Source organism: Paraburkholderia sediminicola, assembly GCF_902859805.1.
Lineage (GTDB): Bacteria > Pseudomonadota > Gammaproteobacteria > Burkholderiales > Burkholderiaceae > Paraburkholderia > Paraburkholderia sediminicola.
Map to the genome: position 1 here is coordinate 743,321 of NZ_CADIKC010000002.1, position 21,426 is coordinate 764,746.

Consider the following 21,426-nt stretch of genomic DNA (forward strand, 5'->3'; position numbering starts at 1 on the left):
CTATCAAATCCTGCGCGCTGAGTTGTTAGACCTTGTTAGCGTTCAGCCCAGTTGGTCGTGACGTCGCTGTATGATCCAGGTAGGAGCCTTGCGCCCAACTATTGGACTAACGGGTGAGCGCCCTAACTGGGCGGATGCATCCTGGAGTTCGAATCTCAGCGGAGCAAACATGGCCTTGTCCCCCAAGACCGACTTACTCGAGACGCTGCACCGGAACTGTCTTTTCACCTCCGACAAGCACGTGGATGCGCACGACTACGTCACACGGGAATTGGCCGAGCACGTGCTGCGCTGGAAGCAAGGCACACCGGATACGGCATTTTTCAAGGGGGAATTGAATCAACTGAAGATATTCGAGTTGCGGTATGGCGCCGAAGTAGAGGTGACGCCGCGCCCGTTCGACGGCTTCACCCTGCTGCACACCTCACTCTCCGGGTCCGCGGAATTCGAGAGCGACGGGCACGTCATGAACGCTTCCGAAGGCCGCACGGCAATGCTCGCACCCAGGAAGCGCATCCGGCTTCGCTGGATGCCTGGCACACGGCAGTTGATCGTCCGGATTCCCGATTCGCTGATCCAGCAGGTTTCCGGAAAAGTGGAAGGCGAGAAGGCCAGCCTCATGCCTGGCCTTCTCCTCCCGCACCACCTTGGCTCGCAATGGGACCTGCTAGTTCAGTCCTTGCTCAACGTCTCGTCGATGTCCGGCGACCCTGAAATACGGGCGGAATGGCGCGATCACTTCGAACGTAATCTGGCGCTGTTCCTGTTTGTCCATCAGCTCCCACTCTCCGCGCCGCGGGCACTCCTCCTACCTACTGACTCCCGCAACACGCAGAGCGATTCCGGAGCGCCCAACGGCGGCATCCGGCAGATGGACGCCATGCTTGCATATATCGAATCGCGGCTTCACGCGCCGATATCGCTGGAAGATCTGGCACGCGTGGCCGGCGTGAGTTTTCGTACGCTCAACGCAATGTGTCATCGCTATTACGGCGTGACGCCCATGGAGTTGCTGCGCAACATGCGCCTCGATGCTGTCCGGGGTCGCTTGCTGCTCGACCCGACAGCGAGCGTTACGGACACCGCACTGATGTTCGGCTTCGGGCATCTCGGGCGTTTTTCGGCCTACTATTTCGCGCGATTCAATGAGTTGCCGCGTGAAACGCAGAAAAAGCGGCAACGCTGAACGCATCAAATAACCGCGTCCTGCTCGGCCATACGTCCGAGTGCAACGGCGAGTATCATTTCAGAGCCGATCGTCGTGCAACCCGAGCCTCGACGTTGCAGCCTATAAACGGTGTCACCCCTGCGGATCACGCTTCCGGTCAAAACGCAGCGTCCTTTACAACGCGACTTCGCGCTAATCCAGCGCTGATCGCCAAAGTGACCCCGGGTGGCATCGCTCCAAGAGAGCAGCATCGCGCGATCGTTCTGCCTCTCGACTGCTTGCACCGCAATACTGCTCCGTCCCTTCTGCACGGTCGCGATCGGGTATTCAGCGACACCGTCACGAGCAGCACGCGGCAACTCGCCGCGATGCGCCGCTTCGCTCACAGGCAGAACACAGACGCCCGGTTCCTTGAGCAGCGTTCCGACGATACGTTCCCACGGTTCGAAATGATTGATCACAGCATGGCCTCGCTTATAAAGTGCGCCGTGTCGCGCACTAACGAACCTGCACCGGCTTGCGCCGCCCACACAGACAAAAAGCCCTTCGAGCCCAGACTCGAAGGGCTTTTTTCATGCATACGCGATGTACTTACTGCTTTGCCGAGGCCGCCTGCTCGATGAGGGCCGCGACAGCAGCGGGCCTCGACTCGTAGATGGCATGGCTGCCCGGCGTTTCGACAACCGTGGCGCCCGCACGCTTGGACATCGCGCGTTGAGCGTCCGGCGGAATCATCTTGTCGTCCTTGGTGACCAGGTACCAGCTTGGCTTCGTGTGCCAGGCGGCCGTGGTGACTTGCCCCATGTAAGCGTCCACGCCCCACGGCACCTGGGCATTCGCGAGGAACGAAGCGCGCTCCGGCTTCACGTCGCCGGCGAAGGACGCAACGAACTTCGTCTTGTCCAGCATCAGGAAGCCGTCGACCGGCGGCAGGATCGGCGGGATTGCCGCGCCCGGAGGCGGATTGGAGGTCAGCGTTTTAACCGATTCGCCGTTGTCCGGGGCAAACGCCGCGATGTAGACCAGACGCGAAACCTTGGGGTCGTTGCCGGCCTCCGAGATCACTGCTCCGCCGTACGAATGCCCCACCAGGACTACCGGGCCATTCTGTGCGTCCACCACGGCTTTCGTCGCAGCCACGTCGTTAGCGAGCGACGTCGTGGAGTTTTGCACGATGCTGACGTTATAGCCCTTGGCCTTCAGGAGCTTGTACACCGCTTCCCAGCCACCACCGTCGACGAAGCCGCCATGAACCAGCACGACGTTCTTGACGGGTTCCGCGGTGGCTGCATTGCTGTACTCCATGACGCCGAGCGCGAGCGAGCTGAGAGCCAGCGCACCGAGCACGGAACGCAGGGAGGGGAGTGAATTGGATCGCATCTGATACCTCTTCTGGAAAGGGTGATAGAAGTGCAGGCCTCCAGGGCATTACCGCTGACTGAGGTCTGCTGCACGTCTGTAGTTTGATTGAGGAACAGGCCGAATCCATCACCTAGATTGCCTACCTCTTTTGGGAGAGGCGCTCCTTCCTATGCTTGATCGATTGACGACGCCATGCGTGGCGGCGTACAGAAATGGCCTTTGCGGCCCGCCCTAGAAGTAGTGGCGCAGGCCTATCGCCGCAACGCCCTGCGCGGAACTCGAGCTCGGCGACATGCCGAATATCTGAGCCGGACGGCCACCCGTTGCATGCTGGAAGACATAAGTCACGTAGACGTCCGTTGCCTTGCTGAATCTGTAGTCATAGACCACGCCGTATGTGCTTCGAACGCTTGAATAGAAGACGTTTGCAGGACCATGGTTCTTCTCGAGGAACGTGTACTCCAAGCCGACAACCTGGAACGGCGTGATGTTGTATCGGACACCGACATCAAAGATGCTGGCAACGTCGCCTGTCAGCGTCCACCTCGAGTTGGTGTAAAGCGCGTTGAACATGAAATCGCCCAAAGACGTCGTGCCGCCCACGCCAAGCGTACGTACTGTTCCGGGCGTCAGATTGTCCTTGCGCGTGGTGTACACCGCGCCCACTAACGTACCAGTCGTGGTCCATGTCGCGCCATAGCTTTGCGTGCTATTGGGTGATCCGATTCCGGGTGCATCGCCGAATCCGTACATCGCGCCAAAGCTCAGCGATTTCACAGGACTCCACGTTGCCTTCACGGAACTGTCTACCTCACCGCCCCCGATGCGGTCGAGCGAGGGATTGCTCCCGTTGTTTCCAAAGAAGTTGGCATTGATGGCCGGGTGGAACTCGAGCGATGTACCGTACCAGGAATTCGCCGTAGTCTGCAGGTAGTCAAGCATGAAGTCAGGCTGTCTTCCGAATAGCACCTGGACCTGATCGTTTGCGAGTCCGACATAAGCGTAACGGCCAAAGATTCGCTGGGCAGTCGATGTGCTCTGACCGAGCACCCCGTTGTTCAGGGAGAATCCGCTTTCAAGCCGGAATACCGCCTTGAATCCTCCACCAAGATCCTCCCGACCCTGGAGACCCCATCGGTCGCCGCGCATCATGCTGCTCGCCTCCTGCACACTATGGTGACCGCCCTGATTAGTGGTGTACTGAATCCCGACGTCAAGGATTCCGTACAATGTGACGGAACTCTGGGCGTGCGCGATGGGTGTAGCCGTTGCAATGAAGGCCGCAACCCCTGGATAAAGCCATGACTTCATTTTTGTCCCCTTGTGTTGATGAGTTATACAAAGTCGCGGCTTGTGTGACGACACGCTTCGTTGACCGTGTTGACCGTTCTGCGTCCCGCGTAATGGCTTAAAAGTGCCCAGCCATTATTCGGCGCACAAGGCTCGGGACTGGAACATCACATTCCTGATCTGGTCATCCGGGTTTTCACGGTGTTGGCGAGGGTGTGCCAAATGGAGTTCGACGAGGGATTCTTTCTGCACTGCGGAATGCCAGGTCTCGTTGCGCAGATTCAGATACGACGGGCGATAGCAATGAACGCCAGCCGTGTGGCGTGTCGAAACAAGGGAAGTCCCGCTCCTCGAGAAAGAGCGGCAGTTTGACGGGATCTAGCGCTTTTCGCTGTTGAAATGAGCGGCTAGAAAATCCACGAATGACCGTACTTTCGGCGACAGCGTTCTGTGCCGTGGGAAGACCGCGTTTATCTCCCGCTCGCCTCGCTCCCAATCCGGCATGACCCGTACCAGTCTGCCCTCTGCGATGTCTTGACGGCACAGATAGTCAGGCAACCAGGCCAATCCCGATCCAGACAGCAAGACCGTCCGCAGGGTACTGGTGTCGTTGGCAAAAAAGCGCGGATGAACGCCGATAGTCGACAGTTCCTCATCTCGACGCAAGCGCCACTCGCCCGGGCCGTCGGCAATATCGAGGAGAAAATGCGCGGGAAGGTCAAGCGGCGATTCAGGTGTGCCGCTTTTACGCAGATACGCAGGTGCTGAAACCAATATCAGCCGGGCACTCCCCAATCTCTTCGCGATCAGTCTGGAGTCTTCCAGCGCGCCGGTCCGAATGACCACATCCATCTCATCTGTCAGCGGCTCGATCTTGCTGCTGGTGAGTTCCAGCGACACCTGGACGTCTGGGTAGGCAGCGAGGTATTCCGGCACAAGCGGCGCGATCATGAACTGCCCGGGCGTTACCGGTGAACTGACCCGCAGAAGTCCGCGCGGAGTCAGCCGAACCTGTCCGACCTTTTCCTCCGCGTCCTCGACTTCGTTGAGTATCTTCTTTGCCGACTCGGCAAACAGCACGCCGGTATCGGTCAACGTCACCTTGCGATTGGACCGGATGATCAATGCCACACCCAGATGCTCCTCAAGCCGCGATAGCGACCGGCTGACTGAGGATTTCGGCATTGCCAGCACGCGGGCAACTGAACTGAAGCTCATCAACTCGGAAAGTTTCGAAAATACACGAATGTCGATGAGTTCAATCATATGTTTCTGGATGCTCAACCGTTGAAGCCGACGTCGTTTCCGATCGCAACAAAATGCTTCCCAGTCGGCAAACTGCAGCTCATTACCCGCACAAGGATCTTGTAACGGCGAAACTAATATCTGTCAAACCGGGATTTCCAGCACTCTTTGGAGCACTGTCTCGCTCTTCGAATCAGCGGTCTCGCTCGTCACCGCGTTCCCACTGCGGAACATGACGTTGCGCGGATCCGCCTTGATATCGGCTCAGGCGAGTGCAACGATAGGACTCAAACCCGCGCAGACAGATACGCGCTCCCACAAACCCACCCGCGAGGTTAGTGTTGAAGATCGATCCCGAAGAGTTCCGCAAAGGACTCCGAGCCTTCACGACAGGCGTCACCGTCGTTTCAATGCCAGATGGCCAGGGCGGCATGCACGCAATGACCGCGAGTTCATTTGCGGCCGTTTCAATCGACCCTCAACTGGTAGCGGTCAGCATCGCGAAGACCGCGAAGTCGCACGCATTTCTTTCCAGCGACAACCACTACGCAATCAATATTCTGGCTGAAAACCAGGGTTTTCACGGCCACTACTTCGCCAACCGGATGCCGGAGCGTTGGGATCCCCCGCATGAATGGGTCGCGGACACGCCCATCCTCACGGGCACGATTGGCTGGTTTCTATGCCGCCGCTGGGCCGCATACGAAGGCGGAGACCACACTATTCTGGTTGGCGAAGCCTTGCAGATTCACCGCACGGATGACCGTCCGCTAGTCTGCAATCGCGGCACATTCTATTCGCTGGGTCCGCCGGTGGAAGTCGTTCATCCCGACCTGCAACGCGCCGTGAAATCCGGTTGATGGCAGCCAAGAGACGTCACTTACCACGATAGAGCAGACATTCTCCATGACAAACAGGGTTCAGATAGTAGACAACGGTCCCATGCAACTGACGGGCGAATTCGAACTCGTCGACGACAACGGACAGATCGTGCGCGCTCGCAAGGTCTACACGTTGTGCCGATGCGGCCTGTCAGCGCGACTACCGTTCTGTGATGCATCGCACGAACGCGCAGGATTTGCGAGTTCTCCCAGAGCGCCGCAAAGCCAAGCCGACTCCGATCCGACGCCCGCTTCAACTCCCACCGCCGCCCCGCAATAAGCAGCTCCCACCTGGCACCGCTATGTCAATCGTCAAAGGTCAAATCATGAACGCCGGCCCGCTTCACGTGGTCGGCGAGTTCGAAATCGTCGATGCGCTGGGCAACCGCTTCCCGAACAGCGGTATTTTCAGTCTCTGTCGATGCGGGCACTCCCAGAGCAAGCCGTATTGCGACGGTGAACATCGGGCGCAACGATGGCCGGGATGCACGGCTCCCGCCGCACCCACATCCGTGCAAGCCCAGGCTACCCCGCCTGCGCAGAACGGGCAGGTAGACGAATCGACACTTGGCTAAAGCGTTCTCGAATGTATTGCGTGCGATCCGGTCGTAGCACCAGCCGACAATCGCATACGATCTGTACGTCCCCAGACTATTGGCAATCGCTTTGGTCGCGGACAATAAAAACGAAAAGAGGCCAACCTTGCATCCGGCAAGATCGGCCTCGCAAGAAACACTTCAGACAACTATCGCTTGAGTAGCGAGCGAAGCGAGACGGACGTATCGGCTAACTGATTCCGGTCTACCGGACCTGCCGCGACCATTCTTACGAATATCGCCATGTCCTTGCCATTGTTGACCGTTACCGCAGCCCGTACGTTACCCGCGTCATTGAGACCGATCATGCTGAACGCACCATCGGTAACCGCACCGCGCAGGACCACGGTATGAGCGTCTTCGAAGGTACCGAGCGATTGCACATTGCAGTCGTACTGATCCGACCAGAGCCACGGCGTTTCGTCGTAACGCTCAGTATCGCCGAGCATGTTGGCGGCCGCTACGGCCGGCTGCTTCTCCGCCACCTGCCATGATTCGACACGAACATGACGCCCGGCAGAGCTGACGAAGTGCTGAGTGACCTCACCCGCCGCGAAAATGTTCGGGTCAGAGGTGCGGCATTCGTCATTCACGACGATGCCGTCCCGAACCTCGAGTCCTGCCTGTTCGGCCAGTTCCGTGTTGGGAATCACACCAATGCCGGCCACGACCACGTCTGCAAACAGATCCCCTTCGCTGGTTGCCACCCGCACCGAACCATCCGGCGCCTGTTGGATATCCGTGACCTGCGTCTCAAGGCGGAACGTCACGCCTCGACTAACATGGAGTTGCCGCATGAACTCGCTGACTTCAGGCGGCATCGAGCGTTTGAGCAGGCGGTCAGCCGGCTCGACCAGCGTCACTGCACACCCTCGGCCGATGGCAGTTGCCGCGACCTCCAGCCCGATGAATCCGCCGCCTACGATCACGACTCGCGCCCCTTGCGCGAGCCGCATTCTCAGATGCCGGGCGTCGTCGAGCGTGCGCAGGTAATGCACCGGTCCGCCATGCAATTTGCGAACTCGCGATCCCGTCGCCAGCAGAAGACGGTCGTACGCAATCTCCGAACCATCGCTCAGGCTGAGCAACCGGTCAGCACGATTGATCGCCGTAACTTTCTGCCCCAGGCGTACTTCAATACGCTGGCTCTCGTAGTAAGCGAAGTCCCGAATGAACGCGTGCTGCTCCCGCTCTTCGTCGAGCAGCGCATCCTTCGAAAGCGAGGGCCGGTCATACGGCAGATGGGTTTCGTCGCCAATAATGCAGATGCGCGCGTCGGGCGCACGTTGACGCAACACCTCTGCCGCCCTGCGACCCGCTTGTCCGCCACCGACGATAATAAAATTCTGATTTTGCATTGCTTACCTCCCGGACTTGCCCGACCGTCACTCCGTTGCGGCACTGCCGATTTCCACTCGCCCGCCGATTACACGAATCGGGTACGTGCGAACGGGTTCGGTAATCGGAGCAGAACACGGCGCACCCGTGCGCAAGTCGATAAGCCCCTGATGAAGCGGGCATTCCACACAGCCGTTTTCCACGAAACCTTCAGACAGTCGCGCATGACCATGCGAGCACAGGTCGTGCAGGGCAAACCATTCACCATCGGTACGAAACACCGCGACTGGGTGCGCGCCCACGACAACCTGGGCTGGCTCGTTGTCCGTGAAGTCATCCTCCCCACCCACATCGAGCCACTGAATAATTTCCGACATTCCAGCCTCCATTCAAATCGGCGTTGCGAGCAGCGTCTGGACTCGCGACGTGTCGTAAATCACGCGCTTTTCAGCGTAACGCCAGCCATCGGATGTCCGAACCACGCGATCCACGTAACGACCCGCCTGGTAGATGAACGACTCACCGTTTGTCAGCGTCTGGACCACGACGTAACTGCTTTCCGTGCGCACTTCATTCGCAGACTGTTCAAGGATCACCAAACCGGACGTCATATGACGGTAGGAATGCGCCTCAAAGATGTTCGCGTTACGCAGCGACACGACCCGATCGCGCAACATGCGCTTGTTCGTGCAGTGGATGATGCCGATTGGCAAGCCGGCGTCGTCGTTCTCGCGGGGCACGATCTCATACAGGCAGTCGTCGACAAAGAAGTCGGGCCACGCTTCGAGCCGATCGTTGTCAAGCGCATTCACGTAACGGCTCTGCAGCATATGAAGGTCAAACCACAGTTGTGCTTCCTGTTCCATCTCTGTCTCCCCCTTCATTCAATAACCCATGAGCTTTTGATAGCCGACCCAGAATTTGCGGATCAGACTTTCAGTAATGACCGTGTCTTGCTGGTCCGGATTTCCACGCGACATCTCGATGACCGAAGTCGCATCTGCGTCCCGCACGGTGCCTTGCTGCACGAGTTCCGTGGCCTCGGTATCCTCCATCGAGATGTACCCTGCCGGCCCCACGAGGTTGGCCTGTTTGATACGCAGCGCACGCATCTCAGGGGTGTCGTCCGTATAGCCGAAGAAATGGAAAATCAGTTCGAAGCTATCCGGGCCCTTCGCCAGCAATTGACGTGCAACCAGCGTGTTATGAATCTGCTGGATCACCAGTTGCGGGAAAATCGGCTGGATGTGATTGGTCGTGTCTTCTTCGTATTCGGAAACGAGCGCGAGAATCGAATCGTCCTCCAGCGCGAAGCCCTCGTCGAACGAGCGGATGTTCTGTTGCTTGTACGCGCTCGACGTGTCTTCTCCCGTTTTCGTCACGGTAATGATGCTGTGCAGGCCATGATTCGCATCCGGAATCGAACGCGCCTTCATGCCCACGCGGAAGATGTTGAAGGTGGTGTGAAACAGATGCAGCATGCTCGCGTGGTACGGATCCTTCACGTTTTCCATGTAGAGCTTCCAGTTCGAGTTGGAGAACTGGCGCGTGCAACCAAGATATTCGATAGGCTTGTGGAAGATCCGGTCGATCCAGGGGCGCATTTCGTTGCCAAGATATTCCGGCAGCGGGACCACTTCTTCGCTGAACGTGGCAAACACGAGTCCTCGATAGATCTCAACGCGCAGTTGCTTCAGACTGTGCGCCTTCGGATCGAAGTCTGCGGGCATGCCCGTCATGCCTTTCTGCCCACGGCGAAACGGAACGCCGAGCAGGTTGCCTCCGTTGTCGAAGCTCCACTGGTGGTACACGCAGGTATGCGACGTTGCGTTGCCGCGCGCCTTGCGACACACCATCGCGCCGCGGTGCGCACAGCGATTTACCCATGCGGCAACCTCGCCGCTTTCCATGCGGGTGACAACAACCGGGGTATCGCCGACAAACGTGCTCTTGAAGTCGCCGTTGTTCGGAATCTCAGCTTCGAGCGCCACGAAATTCCATGTCGGGCCACGGAAGATCCGTTCCTGCTCGCGCTCGAACACGGCTTGAGAGCTGAACACCTTGTATGGGACGCGCGAGCCATCCGTATGCGGAAATCTGACAAAATCATCGTCCAGTTTGTTGGCTGGGCGCAGTGGTGTCTCCGTCGTTTGCATCTTGCTCCTCCATCTCTCGAATATCGCGATGAAGGCATGCTGACGCCGCCAAAATGCATCCGCTATCCACTTTCCGCGGAAACGGGGCGCACTATCCAGTTTCGGCACGTTTCGTTGCGAGGATGGAATCGGATATCGCCGGATTTATTTTTCAGCCACACTTCCATCGTTGAATCACTGCGACACCTACCCATCGGTTAGTCATGGTCACGTCTCCGTTTAGCGCACAAGCCTTGCGCGAACACAGGCTCTTCGAATCCGCCGATCTCGACGAAACGCGCGAGCGTATCTCCCGTGTGATGCAGCCGCACCTGCTCGTGCCCTCCGGCGCGAAGTCAGGTCTCTCTCATATGGATTTTGTCAGGCTCGGCGGCGTTGGAATCGGTACCATTGCCTTTGGAAACGCGATGCGCGTCGATGTCGAGGCGGTCGACGGTTACCATCTTCTGATGTTTTGCGTGACCGGTCAGGCGAAAGTGCGAACGAGAGGGCAAACGGTCTGCGTGGATCAGTCGAACGCGGTGCTGTGTGCTGCGGGAGAGCCGTTCGACGCCGTTCTTTCGCCGGATTGCGAGCAGTTTATTCTGCGCATTGACACCGGCTTGCTGGGCACGCAGGCGTGGTCGACGCGCCTGAGGTCCGGCTCCCACCTGCACATCGACAGCCCCGCGCTTGGCGGCTGGATGCAGCAACTCAACCTCATTGCCAATTCATCGGCTCTGCTCGAGCTTGCCCGAAATAACGATATCGTCGGCAGTCAACTGGGACGCCTGCTGCTCGAGTTGTTGACATTAGGTCACGCCAAATCTGCGCCGGAGACAGATCGTCGGACCGTCACGCCAGGCTTCGTCAAACGGGCCGAGGATTTCATGCACGAACATTGTGGCGAAGTCTGGCGACTGCCCGACATGGCGACGGCGCTAGGCCTAGCCGAACGGACACTCCGTGACGGCTTCCAGCAGTTCCGGGGCGTGAGTCCCACACAGTATCTGCGGCAGATCCGCCTCGACAAAGCACATAAGATTCTTCGCGAAGCGACGGACGGCGTCTATGTTTCAGACGTCGCCCTGGATTGCGGCTTCATGCACCTGGGGCGATTTTCGATCGAGTACAAGAAGCGATTCGGCGAATCCCCGTCCGATACGCTAGCGCGGCGGATGTAACGACTGGGAGTTCACGTGGTTTCCACGGCTTTCTGCTTGCGGATGCGCGGTGGGTCGTAAATGCTGAGCAACATCAACCAGCCCTCGCCAATATTGCGGATTGCGTGCACCACGCCACGCGGAATCCGAACCACTGACCCTGCCTTGACCTGAAAACACTTGTCGGCGATGTCAATTTCTCCTTCGCCCTCAAGGATATAAAATGCGTGGTTATCCTGATCAATATGCAGTGGTGAGTATCCACCTGGCGCCACCTTGGCGATATCGATGTTGTAGGCGTCGGTGTATTCGGTTCCCAGGATGTTGAAGATGAATTCGTAGCCGCGTGACCCTTCAATCTGATGCGATCTCCACGGCGTATCGAAGGTATGGGTAATGTGGTTCATTCAAGTCCTCTCTTGATGATGGTGGCGCCTTTTGCGTGCCGCCGGATGCCTACTGGCTGGCGTGCTCTTTCACAAACAGCATGCAGAACGTGCCCAGTAGTGGGCCGAGTGCGAGTGCCGCGAAGGCAGTCTGAAATGAGTGAGTCGCCTGAAATACAAGGCCCACGACAGCCGGCGACATCGCCGAGCCTGACTGCCAGACCGCATTCGCAATTCCCGCGGCGGAGCCAGCCCGATTAATGCCGCTCTGCTCCGCAACCAGCGTCACCAGAAGCGGGCTATAGACAAACGCACCGATCCCAACAAAGGGAGCCGCGAGACGAAATGCATCAAGCTCCGAAAGCTGCCCAAACCCTAGCAAGGCGGCAAAGAAGAAGATAAAGGAAGCGACCGTCAATGCTTTCCGGCGTCCGCCCAGTTTGTCGGAGAGCCAGCCAACCGACGGTTTGCTGACCAGCCCCGCAATTCCTGCGATCGCCACGACGAATCCAGCTTGCACGGGGACGATGTGATGCCCTTTCACCATGAGCGAAATCGCCCATGACGCAAAGCCGAGCGTGCCCCAGAACCCACCGCAGCCGGCGAGCGCGAGTAAGACGAAGTTACGGTTGAGGAGTCCAGCCACACGCAATTTTTCCGAGCCACGCTCCGACCGATGCGCGTCGGTATCGGCGGAGTGATTGCGGACGATCACAACCGTCAGCATTGCCAGAATCAGCGCGCAAATTCCCAGGCCGTGATAGGTATTGCGCCAACCCAGGTTTGTCACAACACCAGGCAGCACCGCGTTGGTCAGGATGACCGCGACGGAGGATGCGCTCATCAATAGACCGACGGCCCTTCCGCGCTCGTGCCTCGCAAACCACGTCGAGACGAGCTTCACCCCGGCCGCATAGTCGGCACCCGCGGTCAGACCCATGACGCACTGCAATATGAGCCCGACAGTTAGCGACGGCGTGTAGCCGAAGCAGAACGTCGCGACTGCGAGACCCAGGAGGGAAACCGAGAGCGTTGCGCGGCCGCCGATCCGGTCCGTCGTGACACCACCCACGACATTGGAGAGAACGTAGCCCACATAAAACGCTGTGACAAATACGCCGAGCGCTGCAATCGGCAGCCCGAGTGACTGTCCGGCGGGCAACGCCAGCGTGCCCCAGGCAAGACGGCAGACCGTGCTGAGCATGAGTCCGGCCCACGCGAAAAACAGAATCACCCAGCGGAATCTGGCGACTTCTGCTTCGTCACTACAGTCCGTTGGTGTCGGAACGGCCGCTTGCATGCTGTCTCCTCGCTACGATTGTCCGCTTGCTTACGCGAACCGGAATAGTGTCTATGATCGTGCGAAAAGACGGAGAACAAAATTCATCTGCTGCAAAACCATGTTCCCGGCGTGGAACAAGGATCGGTATGCGCGGCCTGACAGAAAGCCCGTGGCCTGTACTAAGGTAGGAACGTACGTCGGACGACGGGCATTCATTCCACTAAAGTAACCGCAGAGCCGGTTCGGTTTCCCGCTTCGGTCGGGGTGTCCTTGTAGTGCAGCGATTTAGCCAGCTCTTTACCCGACAGCGGCCAGAGCGGCAATACGTTATGCCTGACGACTGGCTCTTTGGGTCTCCTCCGCCGCTCCGCCCGCATGCGCGAGTTCATTGCTTCGCATATCGCGTGCCCCTCGGCACCGAACAGTTCATGCAACGACTGCTGCAAAACGCCCGACTCATGCCAGACCTTGAAGCGGCGATGGCAAGTTCTATAGTCTGGATACTTCTCGGGTAACGTAGCCCACGCCGCGCCCGTAAAGAGAACCCACAACACACCGTTCAGTACGGTGCGCGCATCATGTGCAGGGCGGCCCCGCGGGTCCTTGCGGGCACGAAGTTCACTAAACAGGCCTGCGACACGCTGCCATTGCGCGTCGGTCAAATCTCCATGAGTCCGCATCGGGCGCTCCATCGTCAAAAAGGGGTAAGGCCACGATACCGTCTTGAAGGACCGCCTGAAATCGGACCAGACCGATATTTGCCTTTGGGCAGCGTACTTTCGTGCCTCGATCACCGCATACACGGACGGAGTCCAGAACAATACTGACAATCGTCGTCTGCAACCGGGAATCGGCTCGAAAAGATCACGAATGATCAACCATCATTAGCCGATATCCGACACCGTATATGGTCAACAACTGCAACCCGTTCTTCCCGTCGAGCAGGAGTTCGCTTCGCAAAGCCGATATATGCGTATCTATCCGCCTGGAAAATGAATTCAGTTGGACGCCCCACACCAGGTTGCAAATATGATCGCGACTCAAGATGCGTCCGATGTTCGTCAGCAAAGCCATCGCCACATCGAATTGTTTTTCGGTTAATTGAATCGTGCGATCGCGCACCTGAATGCTACGTCGCGAGACACATACCTGATAGCCTCCTACCCGAAATTGCTTTTCCCTTGTCGTGTTGTACTGCGCCCAGCGTAGCCACGTCGCGATAGAACGCAGCAACACATCTTTCGACGTGCCAAATGCAGTGCACTCATTCGCTCCGGCACGCAGGCTGGCCTCGATGTCCGTCTGCGATCCCTCTCTGCTCGACACGAGAATGGGAAGAAACGGTCCGACCGTACTGCGGAGTGTCTGGATGAACGCCATGACCTTCGCATCGACGGCATCACATTTGACGATCAACAAGTCGAAAATGACCGCTTGCATCCTTGCCATGAATTCATCAGGACTTTTGAACTCCTCACACGTGTAACCTGACCTCACCAGCGTTTCACAAACGGCCCGCTTGTCCGGGTTCGAAATTTCAACAATCGCAATCAGCATGAATATGAATAGTCCTGGTTTTCACTGTCCGGTCAACGATTAAGACGAGCCATCGGATCGCTAACGGAAAAACGTTGCACCGGAATCGTCATGAGATCAGGTTGTCCCAGAACAGACCGACAGTTCACTCCTTCCCGGCAACCATTACAATCTGACTGGGATGATTTTGTGTGGAACTCTGGCATTAGGATCAGCCTGGGTGCATGAATAAAAAAGCGGTCTTGCCGTTACCGGCGAGACCGCGCATGAAAGCACTACCTGGCAAATTCCCAGAGAACTTCTTGGCTATTTCCTCACCGGTTCGCCTAGAACTCGTAGCCGACCTGGGCGCGTACACCGGCATCGCCGGCGGACGTCACCGACACCGCGCCGTTTACCAGCCACTTGCTGTTCGTCGAACGGTAAGTTGCACCCGCTGCCACTGCGCTGCCGCCCTTGAAGTTGGCTGCGCCTGCCGCAACGATCGTCCGCCCCGGACCGGACGGCGTCATGTTCGGCATCGCCATCGCTGCCGCGATGCCTGCGTAGGCGTTCTTCGCAACGCTGTTGATGGCGTTGTTCGCGTCGTTGAAGCGCTGGTCGGTGTAGTTGTTGGCCTGCTGCACGCCCTGCGAAACTGAGTTGGTCAACTGTCCGACGTTCACCGCATCGGTGTTCGCTGAACCTGCCGCTACGTTGGTGATCTGACGCTCACCGCTCGCCGAACCCACGGACACCGAATTATCGCGATCCGCCACTGAACCCTGGCCCAACGCGACCGCGTTATTCGCCGTTGCCTGCGAACCCGACCCGACTGCCACCGAGTTGGTGCCCGTCACCGCCGCGCCGGAACCCATTGCCACACTGTTCTCACCCGATGCGCTGGCGTTCGAACCGACTGCGGTACCGTAATTGCCCGTCACCGTCGCACCCGAGCCTGCAGCCGTACTGCCCACGCCCGTGCCCGGTTGCGCGACGTTTGCCACGGGTTCGTAGTCGCCAGTCTGCGCGTTGTCTGTCGCGTCGAAGTACGGGCTCTTACCAGCGCCGCCTTCGAGGTTCGTCACCCGGCCGTCGATGTTCGTCACCTGGCTCTGCAACGCCGACAACTGACTGACGTTCACCGCGTCCGTCTCATTGACGCCGGCCTTCACGTTGGTGATGTAGCGTTCGTTGCCTACCGAGCCGACCGATACCGAGTTGGCCAGAGTCGCCACCGAACCGGCGCCAATCGCTACCGAGTTCGAGCCTGCCACCACGCTCGCGTCGTCCGTGCCGTCATTCCGACCGTCGGCCTTGAAGTAACGCGTTGCATCGCCAATCTGCGTGCCGATCTGGTTCTGTACGGCCTGCAGCTGGTTCACGTTCACCGCATCATTGCCGTCCGCGCCGTCCGCCACGTTGTGAATCGCGACCGGCCCCGTCGACTTGCTGCCGCCCATCGTCACGCTGTTGTAGTTCGGCGTGCCGTCCGCGTTCTGGTCGTACGTTACCGCGGCAATGGCCTTGCCGTCGTCGCCGATAAGGCCTGCATCCTTCAGTTGCGATACGTTCACCGCGTCCGTGTCCTCCTTACCTGCCGCCACGTTCGTGATCTGGCGCTCCGCACCCACTGCACCCACCGACACCGTGTTCGCACGATCCGCCACCGAACCGGCACCAATCGCCAGCGAGTTCGAGCCGGCCACCACGCTCGCATCGTCCGTGCCGTCGTTCCGACCGTCGGCCTTGAAGTAACGCGTCGCATCGCCAATCTGCGTGCCGATCTGGCTCTGTACATTCTGCAACTGGCTCACGTTCACCGCATCGGTACCGGCCACTCCGGCTGACACACCCGTCAGCGTGCGGTCGCCCGCCGTGCCCGTGAAGCTCACCGAGGTCCCGTTCGTATCCTTGGCGACCGTAATGACGCGGCTTGTCGGATCCTGTTGCACGAGACCAATCGTGCCCTGGTTGATGTTGTTCGTGAGGTTGCTAATGTTGGTCGCGTTGTTATTCACGCCGCCATTCAGCGCATCGAGCGCGTCGCCCACGCTGTGCTGCGTGCCGCCCGCCACGTTGTAGGTGGGTGCGCCGATCGAACCCGTGGCCGGGTTATAGGTCGAACCGCCGCCCAGCGCCACAGCAGTGGTCGCGCCGATCGCGTTGGACTTCGCCGCTTCCGATTGCAACTGGCTGACGTTCACCGCGTCCGTGGCGGCGGAACCTGCCGCCACATTCGTTACACGGCGCTCCTTGCCTGCCGAGCCGACCGACACCTCGCCGTTCGCGACCGACGCGGTGCCGGACAGCGCGGTCGAGCCCGGGTTGTAAGCCGCCGCGGCCAGATTGGCCGTGGTGGTCGAACCCGCGCCCACCGCCGCCGAATTGGCGGCGCTCGCGCTGGCGTTCATGCCCAGAGTGGCCGAGTAGTCACCCGAAGCTACGGAGTTGCCACCGATCGCCGTGGACGACAAGCCGGAGGCCGTGGAGGAATCGCCAAGCGCAGTGGACGACACCGTGCGAGCGGCCGCGTGCCCGCCAATGGCGATCGCGTAATCTGCGCTAGCGCCCGAGGAAAGGCCGAGTGCGACCGAGTTCACACCGGCGACAGTGACGCTTGTGCCGAACGCCATCGACCCGGTAGCCGATGCGTTCGAGTTCCAGCCGATGGCAAACGAACTGTCGCCTGTCGCATGAGCGCCACCGCCAATCGCCGTCGATGCGTTGCCCGTAGCCGTCGAATTCGTACCAATCGCCGACGCGTTGGCATTGCTCGCCACGGAGCCCTGCCCAATCGCAGTTGCCCAACCGCCCGTTGCCTGTGCACCTGCGCCGAACGCCTGCGACCATGAAGCTGCCGTTGCGTACGCACCAATGGCCGTTGCGTTAGCGCCGGTGGTAGTCGCATGGTCGCCAACCACTGTAGCGGCGGACGAAGTCGACGACGCGCCATTGCCAATAATTGTGCTACATGCGCTGCCAGGCAGATACGACGAGTTGCACCCCGCCTTACTGCCGTCCGCATTGTCGCCGATCACCAGATTGCCCGCGTTCCCTTGCTGCGCTCCTGTACCAATCGGCGTGAACGCCTGCGCGTTGCGCACAAACCCCGCACCGCCGAACGTCGCCGTAAGCACCATGGCAGCGGCAAGCGCGCGGCGCGAGGTCCCTTTGCGACGGCTCGCAGCCAACTCAGAAACGGCGCTCCATGTATTCGTCGTCGCGTTCCATACCACTCGATATGCCCTGTTCATATTCCACTCCCGCCAAGAGAAAGTTGTTAGCGCTGAGTGTATTTTTTTGAGTTGCTATCGAATATCTGACCTGGACTGAATAGAGTCGGATTTGGCTAGTACTGGTCCGAAAAGGAATGCTCACGCACGCCTGGACGAAGCCATCGCACGATGCTTCAAATGGTGAAGTGCGTTGCCGGCCCCGCAGTTGAGCAAGGTAGCGGTCGCTCGCACAGGCCATGCATGCAAAACGGCATGTGTCCGCTCACCCCGCCTGCGTTCCATACTCCGTGATAGCCGCCGGCTTGGGCTTCGGTGGATTCGGCGCGCTCTGCTGCGGCGCGTTGCGCTCAATCGTGCCATCCGTCGCGCCAATGAGATTCAGCGTGTTGTCGCGCGCCTCGATTTTTACCGGGTCGGTCTTCTTCCACTGTTTCTTCGGAATCACCAGCTTCCACGACGAGTCCTTGCCGGCGTCGCGGAAGAACGCGACCACGCCGACATACTCCGCATCGCCGCTCATCGGCTCGCTGATGCTCGCGCTCGCGTCCGGACGCAGCACGACATCTTTGGTCGCAAGCAGATCGGCCTTCAGCGCCGTAAGGTCATTTGTTTGCAGCTGCATGTAGTCGAGCTGCTGGAATGCCTGCGGCGTTTTCAGTTGATAGATCCGCACCACCGTCGACAACGATTGCCCAGCACCATTTGCGTTTAATGAAGACCGACTGACGAGGTCAACGTTCATTGTCTTGACCTGCGTCGTGAACGCCCATTTCGCCGCGTCCACTGTACTGTCCTTCACTGCCTGTCCTACGCCGCAACCTGCGACGGTAAGGATGGCCAACACGGCTGTGCCGGCCCGAAGCTGTCGCTTCATTCTGTTGATCCTTTTGTGTTCCATATTCGTTAAATACCGCGCCCATGCGCCGTACGCTCCTGGCCGGCACGTCGTTCGCTGCCCCCCGTCCATTCGCCAAGCTGCACGCGCGTGAGCGCAGCAACAGAATCGTGCTTACTGGGCGGCGGCAACTGGGTGGTGTAACCCAGGCTGACCTGATCTGAGTTCAGTTGCTGGGCCGGCATGAGCTCCGCACTGACGTGCATTTCCAGATGCGCCCTTGCCTCGTAGCCCATGTAAAAGCGCAGCAGCGCCATGAGTTCCTGATGATTGGTCCGCCCCGGCATCAGCCCGAGTACGGATTCACGCGTCTGTGGTGTGATGATCACGCGCACCGCATTCGCCCGGTCATAAAACCCGCGGCCAAGCAGACAGCCCTCACCCAATGCCCCCGGCGAGTAACTGTCTACGCGAATCCATACCGGATGGAACTCCTCCACCGTGATGCGTGCATCAGGCACCGCATGCTGCAGCACACCCGTCAGTCCTTCAGCGGTGCGTGTCTTCTGACCCGCGAGTCCGAGCATCGACAACAGCTTGCGCGTGCCGACCGCCTGAGCAGTCTCTGGAGTGCCGATACCGAGTCCCGCGAAGCTCAGCAGGTAACGCGAAATCTCGTCGGTGCCCCCGCTCCTGAAACCGGCCGGGTAACGATACTTTCGCCACACGCGGTAGTACTGCGTAACGACGCGGTGATGGAACAGATCAAGGAAACCCGACATCGGCTCGGCACCGTCGCGATTCTGCGCAACTTCGTCGACGAAATACGACGGCATGCGCGCGTCGACCCCGTACAGGCCAAGAAACGTCGTACGAACGGCCGGCGGCGCCGACGGGTTGTCCAGATCGTATTCCACCGCGTCGATCTCACGTTTCGGAAACCCGATCCGTGTCCTCGAGCGGAAACGCACGGGCTCAGTGGCGGGCGAATCGCTCGCGCCCAGCGGCGGCTTGTCGGGAGCGGCGAGTTCGATCAGCTCGCAGAAGCGAAAGAAATTCATCCGATGCGCGTCGTCGAGCAGCGCCGGCAGCAACTGCCGATCCGCGTATGACGGAAACTCCCGGGAAGGTGCATTCAAAACGGTGCTCCTTCGCCCTTCGTATCCGGCCATTCAATGCGCCTGCCCGTGGGTTGCGACACGACCACGAGCTTTGTGAACAGGTTTAACGTCGCATACAGCCCGAGAAAACGGTTGAGCATCCCACCAAACAGTTCGATGTCGCCCTTGCCGGCAAACCGGTTGCTGTCGAGCGTCACCTCGATTTCAACGCCGCGCTGCAGCCCGCCCTTGACGAGCTTCTGCAACAGCCGGTGCTGCACATCGGTGATCGCATCGATGCGGCGTTTGTTTAGCTCGCCGTCGGTCCAGTCGTACAGCGCAAGCGCGCCGCGCAGAATTTCCGGGTTCAGCAGCGACAGGTAATTCGGTGCGAGATGCGACAGCACGCGCCACTGGAAGCGGTCGCCGGTTGGCGGGTAAACCGGTAACGTCGGTGCGGTCAGATTGCGCACCGAGCCTATGTTTGTGAAGCCGCTTCGCATGCGGGTAATGCCGGCTTCGCGCAGGCCTTTGCGCGGCAACATCCCGTTAGTGCCCGTTACCGACAGTGACAGCGTTTCCTTCGGCAACGTCACCTGATGCTCCCAGGCATGGCCGCCCAGAACCACCCAAGTGTCGAACCGTCCCGATGGCCCGCGTCGCACACGCGTGTGGAAATATCGTTCGGGCATTTCGTGGCGCAGCATGCCACCGCGATGACGGAACGAAGCGAACGGCGCGTATTCGAAGCGCTGGCCCGATCCCGCCTCGAAGCCCTGAACGGTGTCGACCGAATACACGTCGACATTGTCTCCGTGCTGCTCGATCGAGTGGACACGGTATTCGGTTTCGAACTGGGTCGCGATGATCGGGTCGGCTTCCAGCTGGAACAGGTTGATGATCGGCGTGCAGAAGAGGCGCACATTTTCGGCCGAGAAGCGCAAGTCGTAAGGATAGGGTTTCTCCAGTGCGACCTCGACGTCGAAATACGGTGCGTCCTGCGGGATCGCCTGCATGTCCAGACCGAGCAGGTCCACGAACATGAACTTCTCAGGAAACGTGAAGTATTCGAGCAGCAACTGGTAGCCGCCGAACGCGTTGTCCGCTTTCGGCCACAGGCGCTCATCGGCGGCGAAGCCCGCCGGTTCGATGTGCAGGCCCGGCATTGGTTGCAGCATGCCAGGACGGTCGGCGGGATAGCCCGGTACGCGCACGTTGATCGCAACAGGCTCGGCGGTCAGCGCCGCGTACAGCGCAAGCGCAACCGGCCGGTCGGCGTTCAGGAAGAGGCGCAGGCGCGGCACGACCAGCTGTTCGCGCCGCGCCTGCGGTTGGACCTCGAACCGCAAACGCAGCACGGAACGGCCGTCCTCACGCGCGTAGGCGTTCGCTTCGGAGAGGCGCAGCGGATACAGATCGATTTCCTGCGTAGTCCGATAGATGCATTCGACGCCTTGATCGCCCGAGCCGGAAAGCTGCCCCGCCGGGATACGATCGGACATGACCTCAAGTCCGGCCGCAAGCGTCTCGTGTTTCTGCAGTACGCCATTGGACGGGCTCACTTCGAGAATCGACAGCGATGGAATCATGCGCAGGTAGTGCGGCCACAACATGCTGACAAGGCCCTCGGTCAGCTCGGGCAATTCGTCATCAAGCTTGTGACGCAGGCGTCCCATCAGGAACGCGAAACCTTCGAACAGCCGCTCGACGTGCGGGTCGCGCTCGCCGATGCGGTCGATGTTCAACATTCGTGCGCGGTCCGGGAACGCGTGGGCAAACTCCTTGCCCGCCTCGCGCAAATAGCGCATTTCCGCTTCGTAGTAACGGAGGACTTCGTTGTCTTTGGTGGGGCTGCTCATCGGCTTGGTCTCGTCATCTCGCTGTTTCCGGT

21 protein-coding genes are annotated in these 21,426 nt (G+C 59.4%); 5 read left to right on the top strand and 16 right to left on the bottom strand.

The annotated features are described in order from the left end of the window. Positions 1-169: 169 nt before the first annotated feature. A complete protein-coding gene (locus R8871_RS11870; protein ID WP_175050612.1) occupies positions 170-1,186 on the top strand; it encodes an AraC family transcriptional regulator in 1,017 nt (338 codons plus the stop codon). A 5-nt stretch (positions 1,187-1,191) separates the two neighbouring features. Here the strand turns inward: R8871_RS11870 and R8871_RS11875 are convergent, their stop codons facing one another. From R8871_RS11875 to R8871_RS11890, 4 genes are all read right to left on the bottom strand, one after another. Further along, positions 1,192-1,629 carry a DUF3331 domain-containing protein gene (locus tag R8871_RS11875; protein ID WP_175050613.1) on the bottom strand — a complete coding sequence of 146 codons (438 nt, stop codon included), beginning with the start codon at positions 1,627-1,629 and terminating at the stop codon, positions 1,192-1,194. 130 nt (positions 1,630-1,759) lie between these two features. Further along, a complete protein-coding gene (locus R8871_RS11880) occupies positions 1,760-2,548 on the bottom strand; it encodes an alpha/beta fold hydrolase (RefSeq protein ID WP_175050614.1) in 789 nt (262 codons plus the stop codon). 213 nt (positions 2,549-2,761) lie between these two features. Then, positions 2,762-3,841 carry a porin gene (locus R8871_RS11885; protein WP_175050615.1) on the bottom strand — a complete coding sequence of 360 codons (1,080 nt, stop codon included), beginning with the start codon at positions 3,839-3,841 and terminating at the stop codon, positions 2,762-2,764. Positions 3,842-4,198: 357 nt separating this feature from the next. Further along, on the bottom strand, positions 4,199-5,086 hold the full coding sequence (locus R8871_RS11890; protein ID WP_175050616.1) for a LysR substrate-binding domain-containing protein: 888 nt from the start codon (positions 5,084-5,086) through the stop codon (positions 4,199-4,201). Between the two features lie 320 nt (positions 5,087-5,406). Between R8871_RS11890 and R8871_RS11895 the strand changes: the two genes are divergently transcribed. The 3 genes from R8871_RS11895 (at position 5,407) to R8871_RS11905 (ending at position 6,521) form a co-directional block, all read left to right on the top strand. Continuing rightward, positions 5,407-5,925: a flavin reductase family protein gene (locus R8871_RS11895; protein WP_175050617.1), complete on the top strand. Its 519-nt coding sequence runs from the start codon at positions 5,407-5,409 to the stop codon at positions 5,923-5,925. A gap of 82 nt (positions 5,926-6,007) precedes the next feature. Further along, a complete protein-coding gene (locus R8871_RS11900; RefSeq protein WP_246287554.1) occupies positions 6,008-6,226 on the top strand; it encodes a CDGSH iron-sulfur domain-containing protein in 219 nt (72 codons plus the stop codon). Positions 6,227-6,272: 46 nt separating this feature from the next. Further along, entirely contained in the window at positions 6,273-6,521 is a 249-nt protein-coding gene (locus R8871_RS11905) for a CDGSH iron-sulfur domain-containing protein (protein ID WP_246287536.1), read from the top strand. A gap of 170 nt (positions 6,522-6,691) precedes the next feature. Here R8871_RS11905 and R8871_RS11910 read toward each other — a convergent pair whose 3' ends face one another. The 4 genes from R8871_RS11910 to andAc are packed head-to-tail and all read right to left on the bottom strand — an operon-like array spanning position 6,692 to position 10,036. Continuing rightward, positions 6,692-7,900, bottom strand: a complete 1,209-nt coding sequence (locus R8871_RS11910) for an NAD(P)/FAD-dependent oxidoreductase (protein WP_175050620.1) — start codon at positions 7,898-7,900, stop codon at positions 6,692-6,694. A 27-nt stretch (positions 7,901-7,927) separates the two neighbouring features. After that, positions 7,928-8,257 (bottom strand): anthranilate 1,2-dioxygenase ferredoxin subunit AndAb, encoded by a 330-nt coding sequence (gene andAb, locus R8871_RS11915; protein WP_175050621.1) that lies wholly within the window; start codon positions 8,255-8,257, stop codon positions 7,928-7,930. 12 nt (positions 8,258-8,269) lie between these two features. Next, on the bottom strand, positions 8,270-8,746 hold the full coding sequence (gene andAd / locus R8871_RS11920; RefSeq protein ID WP_175050622.1) for an anthranilate 1,2-dioxygenase small subunit AndAd: 477 nt from the start codon (positions 8,744-8,746) through the stop codon (positions 8,270-8,272). Between the two features lie 18 nt (positions 8,747-8,764). Beyond that, positions 8,765-10,036, bottom strand: a complete 1,272-nt coding sequence (gene andAc / locus R8871_RS11925) for an anthranilate 1,2-dioxygenase large subunit AndAc (RefSeq protein WP_175050623.1) — start codon at positions 10,034-10,036, stop codon at positions 8,765-8,767. 203 nt (positions 10,037-10,239) lie between these two features. On the opposite strand from andAc, the gene andR reads away from it, so the two are divergent. Further along, entirely contained in the window at positions 10,240-11,199 is a 960-nt protein-coding gene (gene andR, locus R8871_RS11930; RefSeq protein ID WP_175050624.1) for an anthranilate 1,2-dioxygenase regulatory protein AndR, read from the top strand. Between the two features lie 11 nt (positions 11,200-11,210). On the opposite strand, the gene R8871_RS11935 is transcribed toward andR, so the two are convergent. From R8871_RS11935 to tssF, 8 genes are all read right to left on the bottom strand, one after another. Continuing rightward, positions 11,211-11,585 carry a cupin domain-containing protein gene (locus R8871_RS11935; protein ID WP_175050625.1) on the bottom strand — a complete coding sequence of 125 codons (375 nt, stop codon included), beginning with the start codon at positions 11,583-11,585 and terminating at the stop codon, positions 11,211-11,213. Between the two features lie 49 nt (positions 11,586-11,634). Next, complete coding sequence (locus R8871_RS11940; RefSeq protein ID WP_175050626.1) at positions 11,635-12,864, bottom strand: MFS transporter; 1,230 nt, start codon at positions 12,862-12,864, stop codon at positions 11,635-11,637. A gap of 194 nt (positions 12,865-13,058) precedes the next feature. Further along, positions 13,059-13,724 carry a transposase gene (locus tag R8871_RS11945; RefSeq protein WP_175050627.1) on the bottom strand — a complete coding sequence of 222 codons (666 nt, stop codon included), beginning with the start codon at positions 13,722-13,724 and terminating at the stop codon, positions 13,059-13,061. Continuing rightward, on the bottom strand, positions 13,711-14,403 hold the full coding sequence (locus tag R8871_RS11950) for a response regulator transcription factor (protein ID WP_175050628.1): 693 nt from the start codon (positions 14,401-14,403) through the stop codon (positions 13,711-13,713). Before R8871_RS11950 ends, R8871_RS11945 begins: the two co-directional genes overlap by 14 nt. A gap of 305 nt (positions 14,404-14,708) precedes the next feature. After that, entirely contained in the window at positions 14,709-17,618 is a 2,910-nt protein-coding gene (locus R8871_RS11955) for an ESPR-type extended signal peptide-containing protein (protein WP_175050629.1), read from the bottom strand. A gap of 244 nt (positions 17,619-17,862) precedes the next feature. Beyond that, positions 17,863-18,474, bottom strand: a complete 612-nt coding sequence (gene tssJ / locus R8871_RS11960) for a type VI secretion system lipoprotein TssJ (RefSeq protein WP_246287537.1) — start codon at positions 18,472-18,474, stop codon at positions 17,863-17,865. A gap of 29 nt (positions 18,475-18,503) precedes the next feature. Next, positions 18,504-19,496 carry a type VI secretion system baseplate subunit TssG gene (gene tssG, locus R8871_RS11965; protein ID WP_175050730.1) on the bottom strand — a complete coding sequence of 331 codons (993 nt, stop codon included), beginning with the start codon at positions 19,494-19,496 and terminating at the stop codon, positions 18,504-18,506. 74 nt (positions 19,497-19,570) lie between these two features. After that, positions 19,571-21,394 carry a type VI secretion system baseplate subunit TssF gene (gene tssF, locus R8871_RS11970; protein ID WP_175050631.1) on the bottom strand — a complete coding sequence of 608 codons (1,824 nt, stop codon included), beginning with the start codon at positions 21,392-21,394 and terminating at the stop codon, positions 19,571-19,573. Positions 21,395-21,426 lie beyond the last annotated feature (32 nt).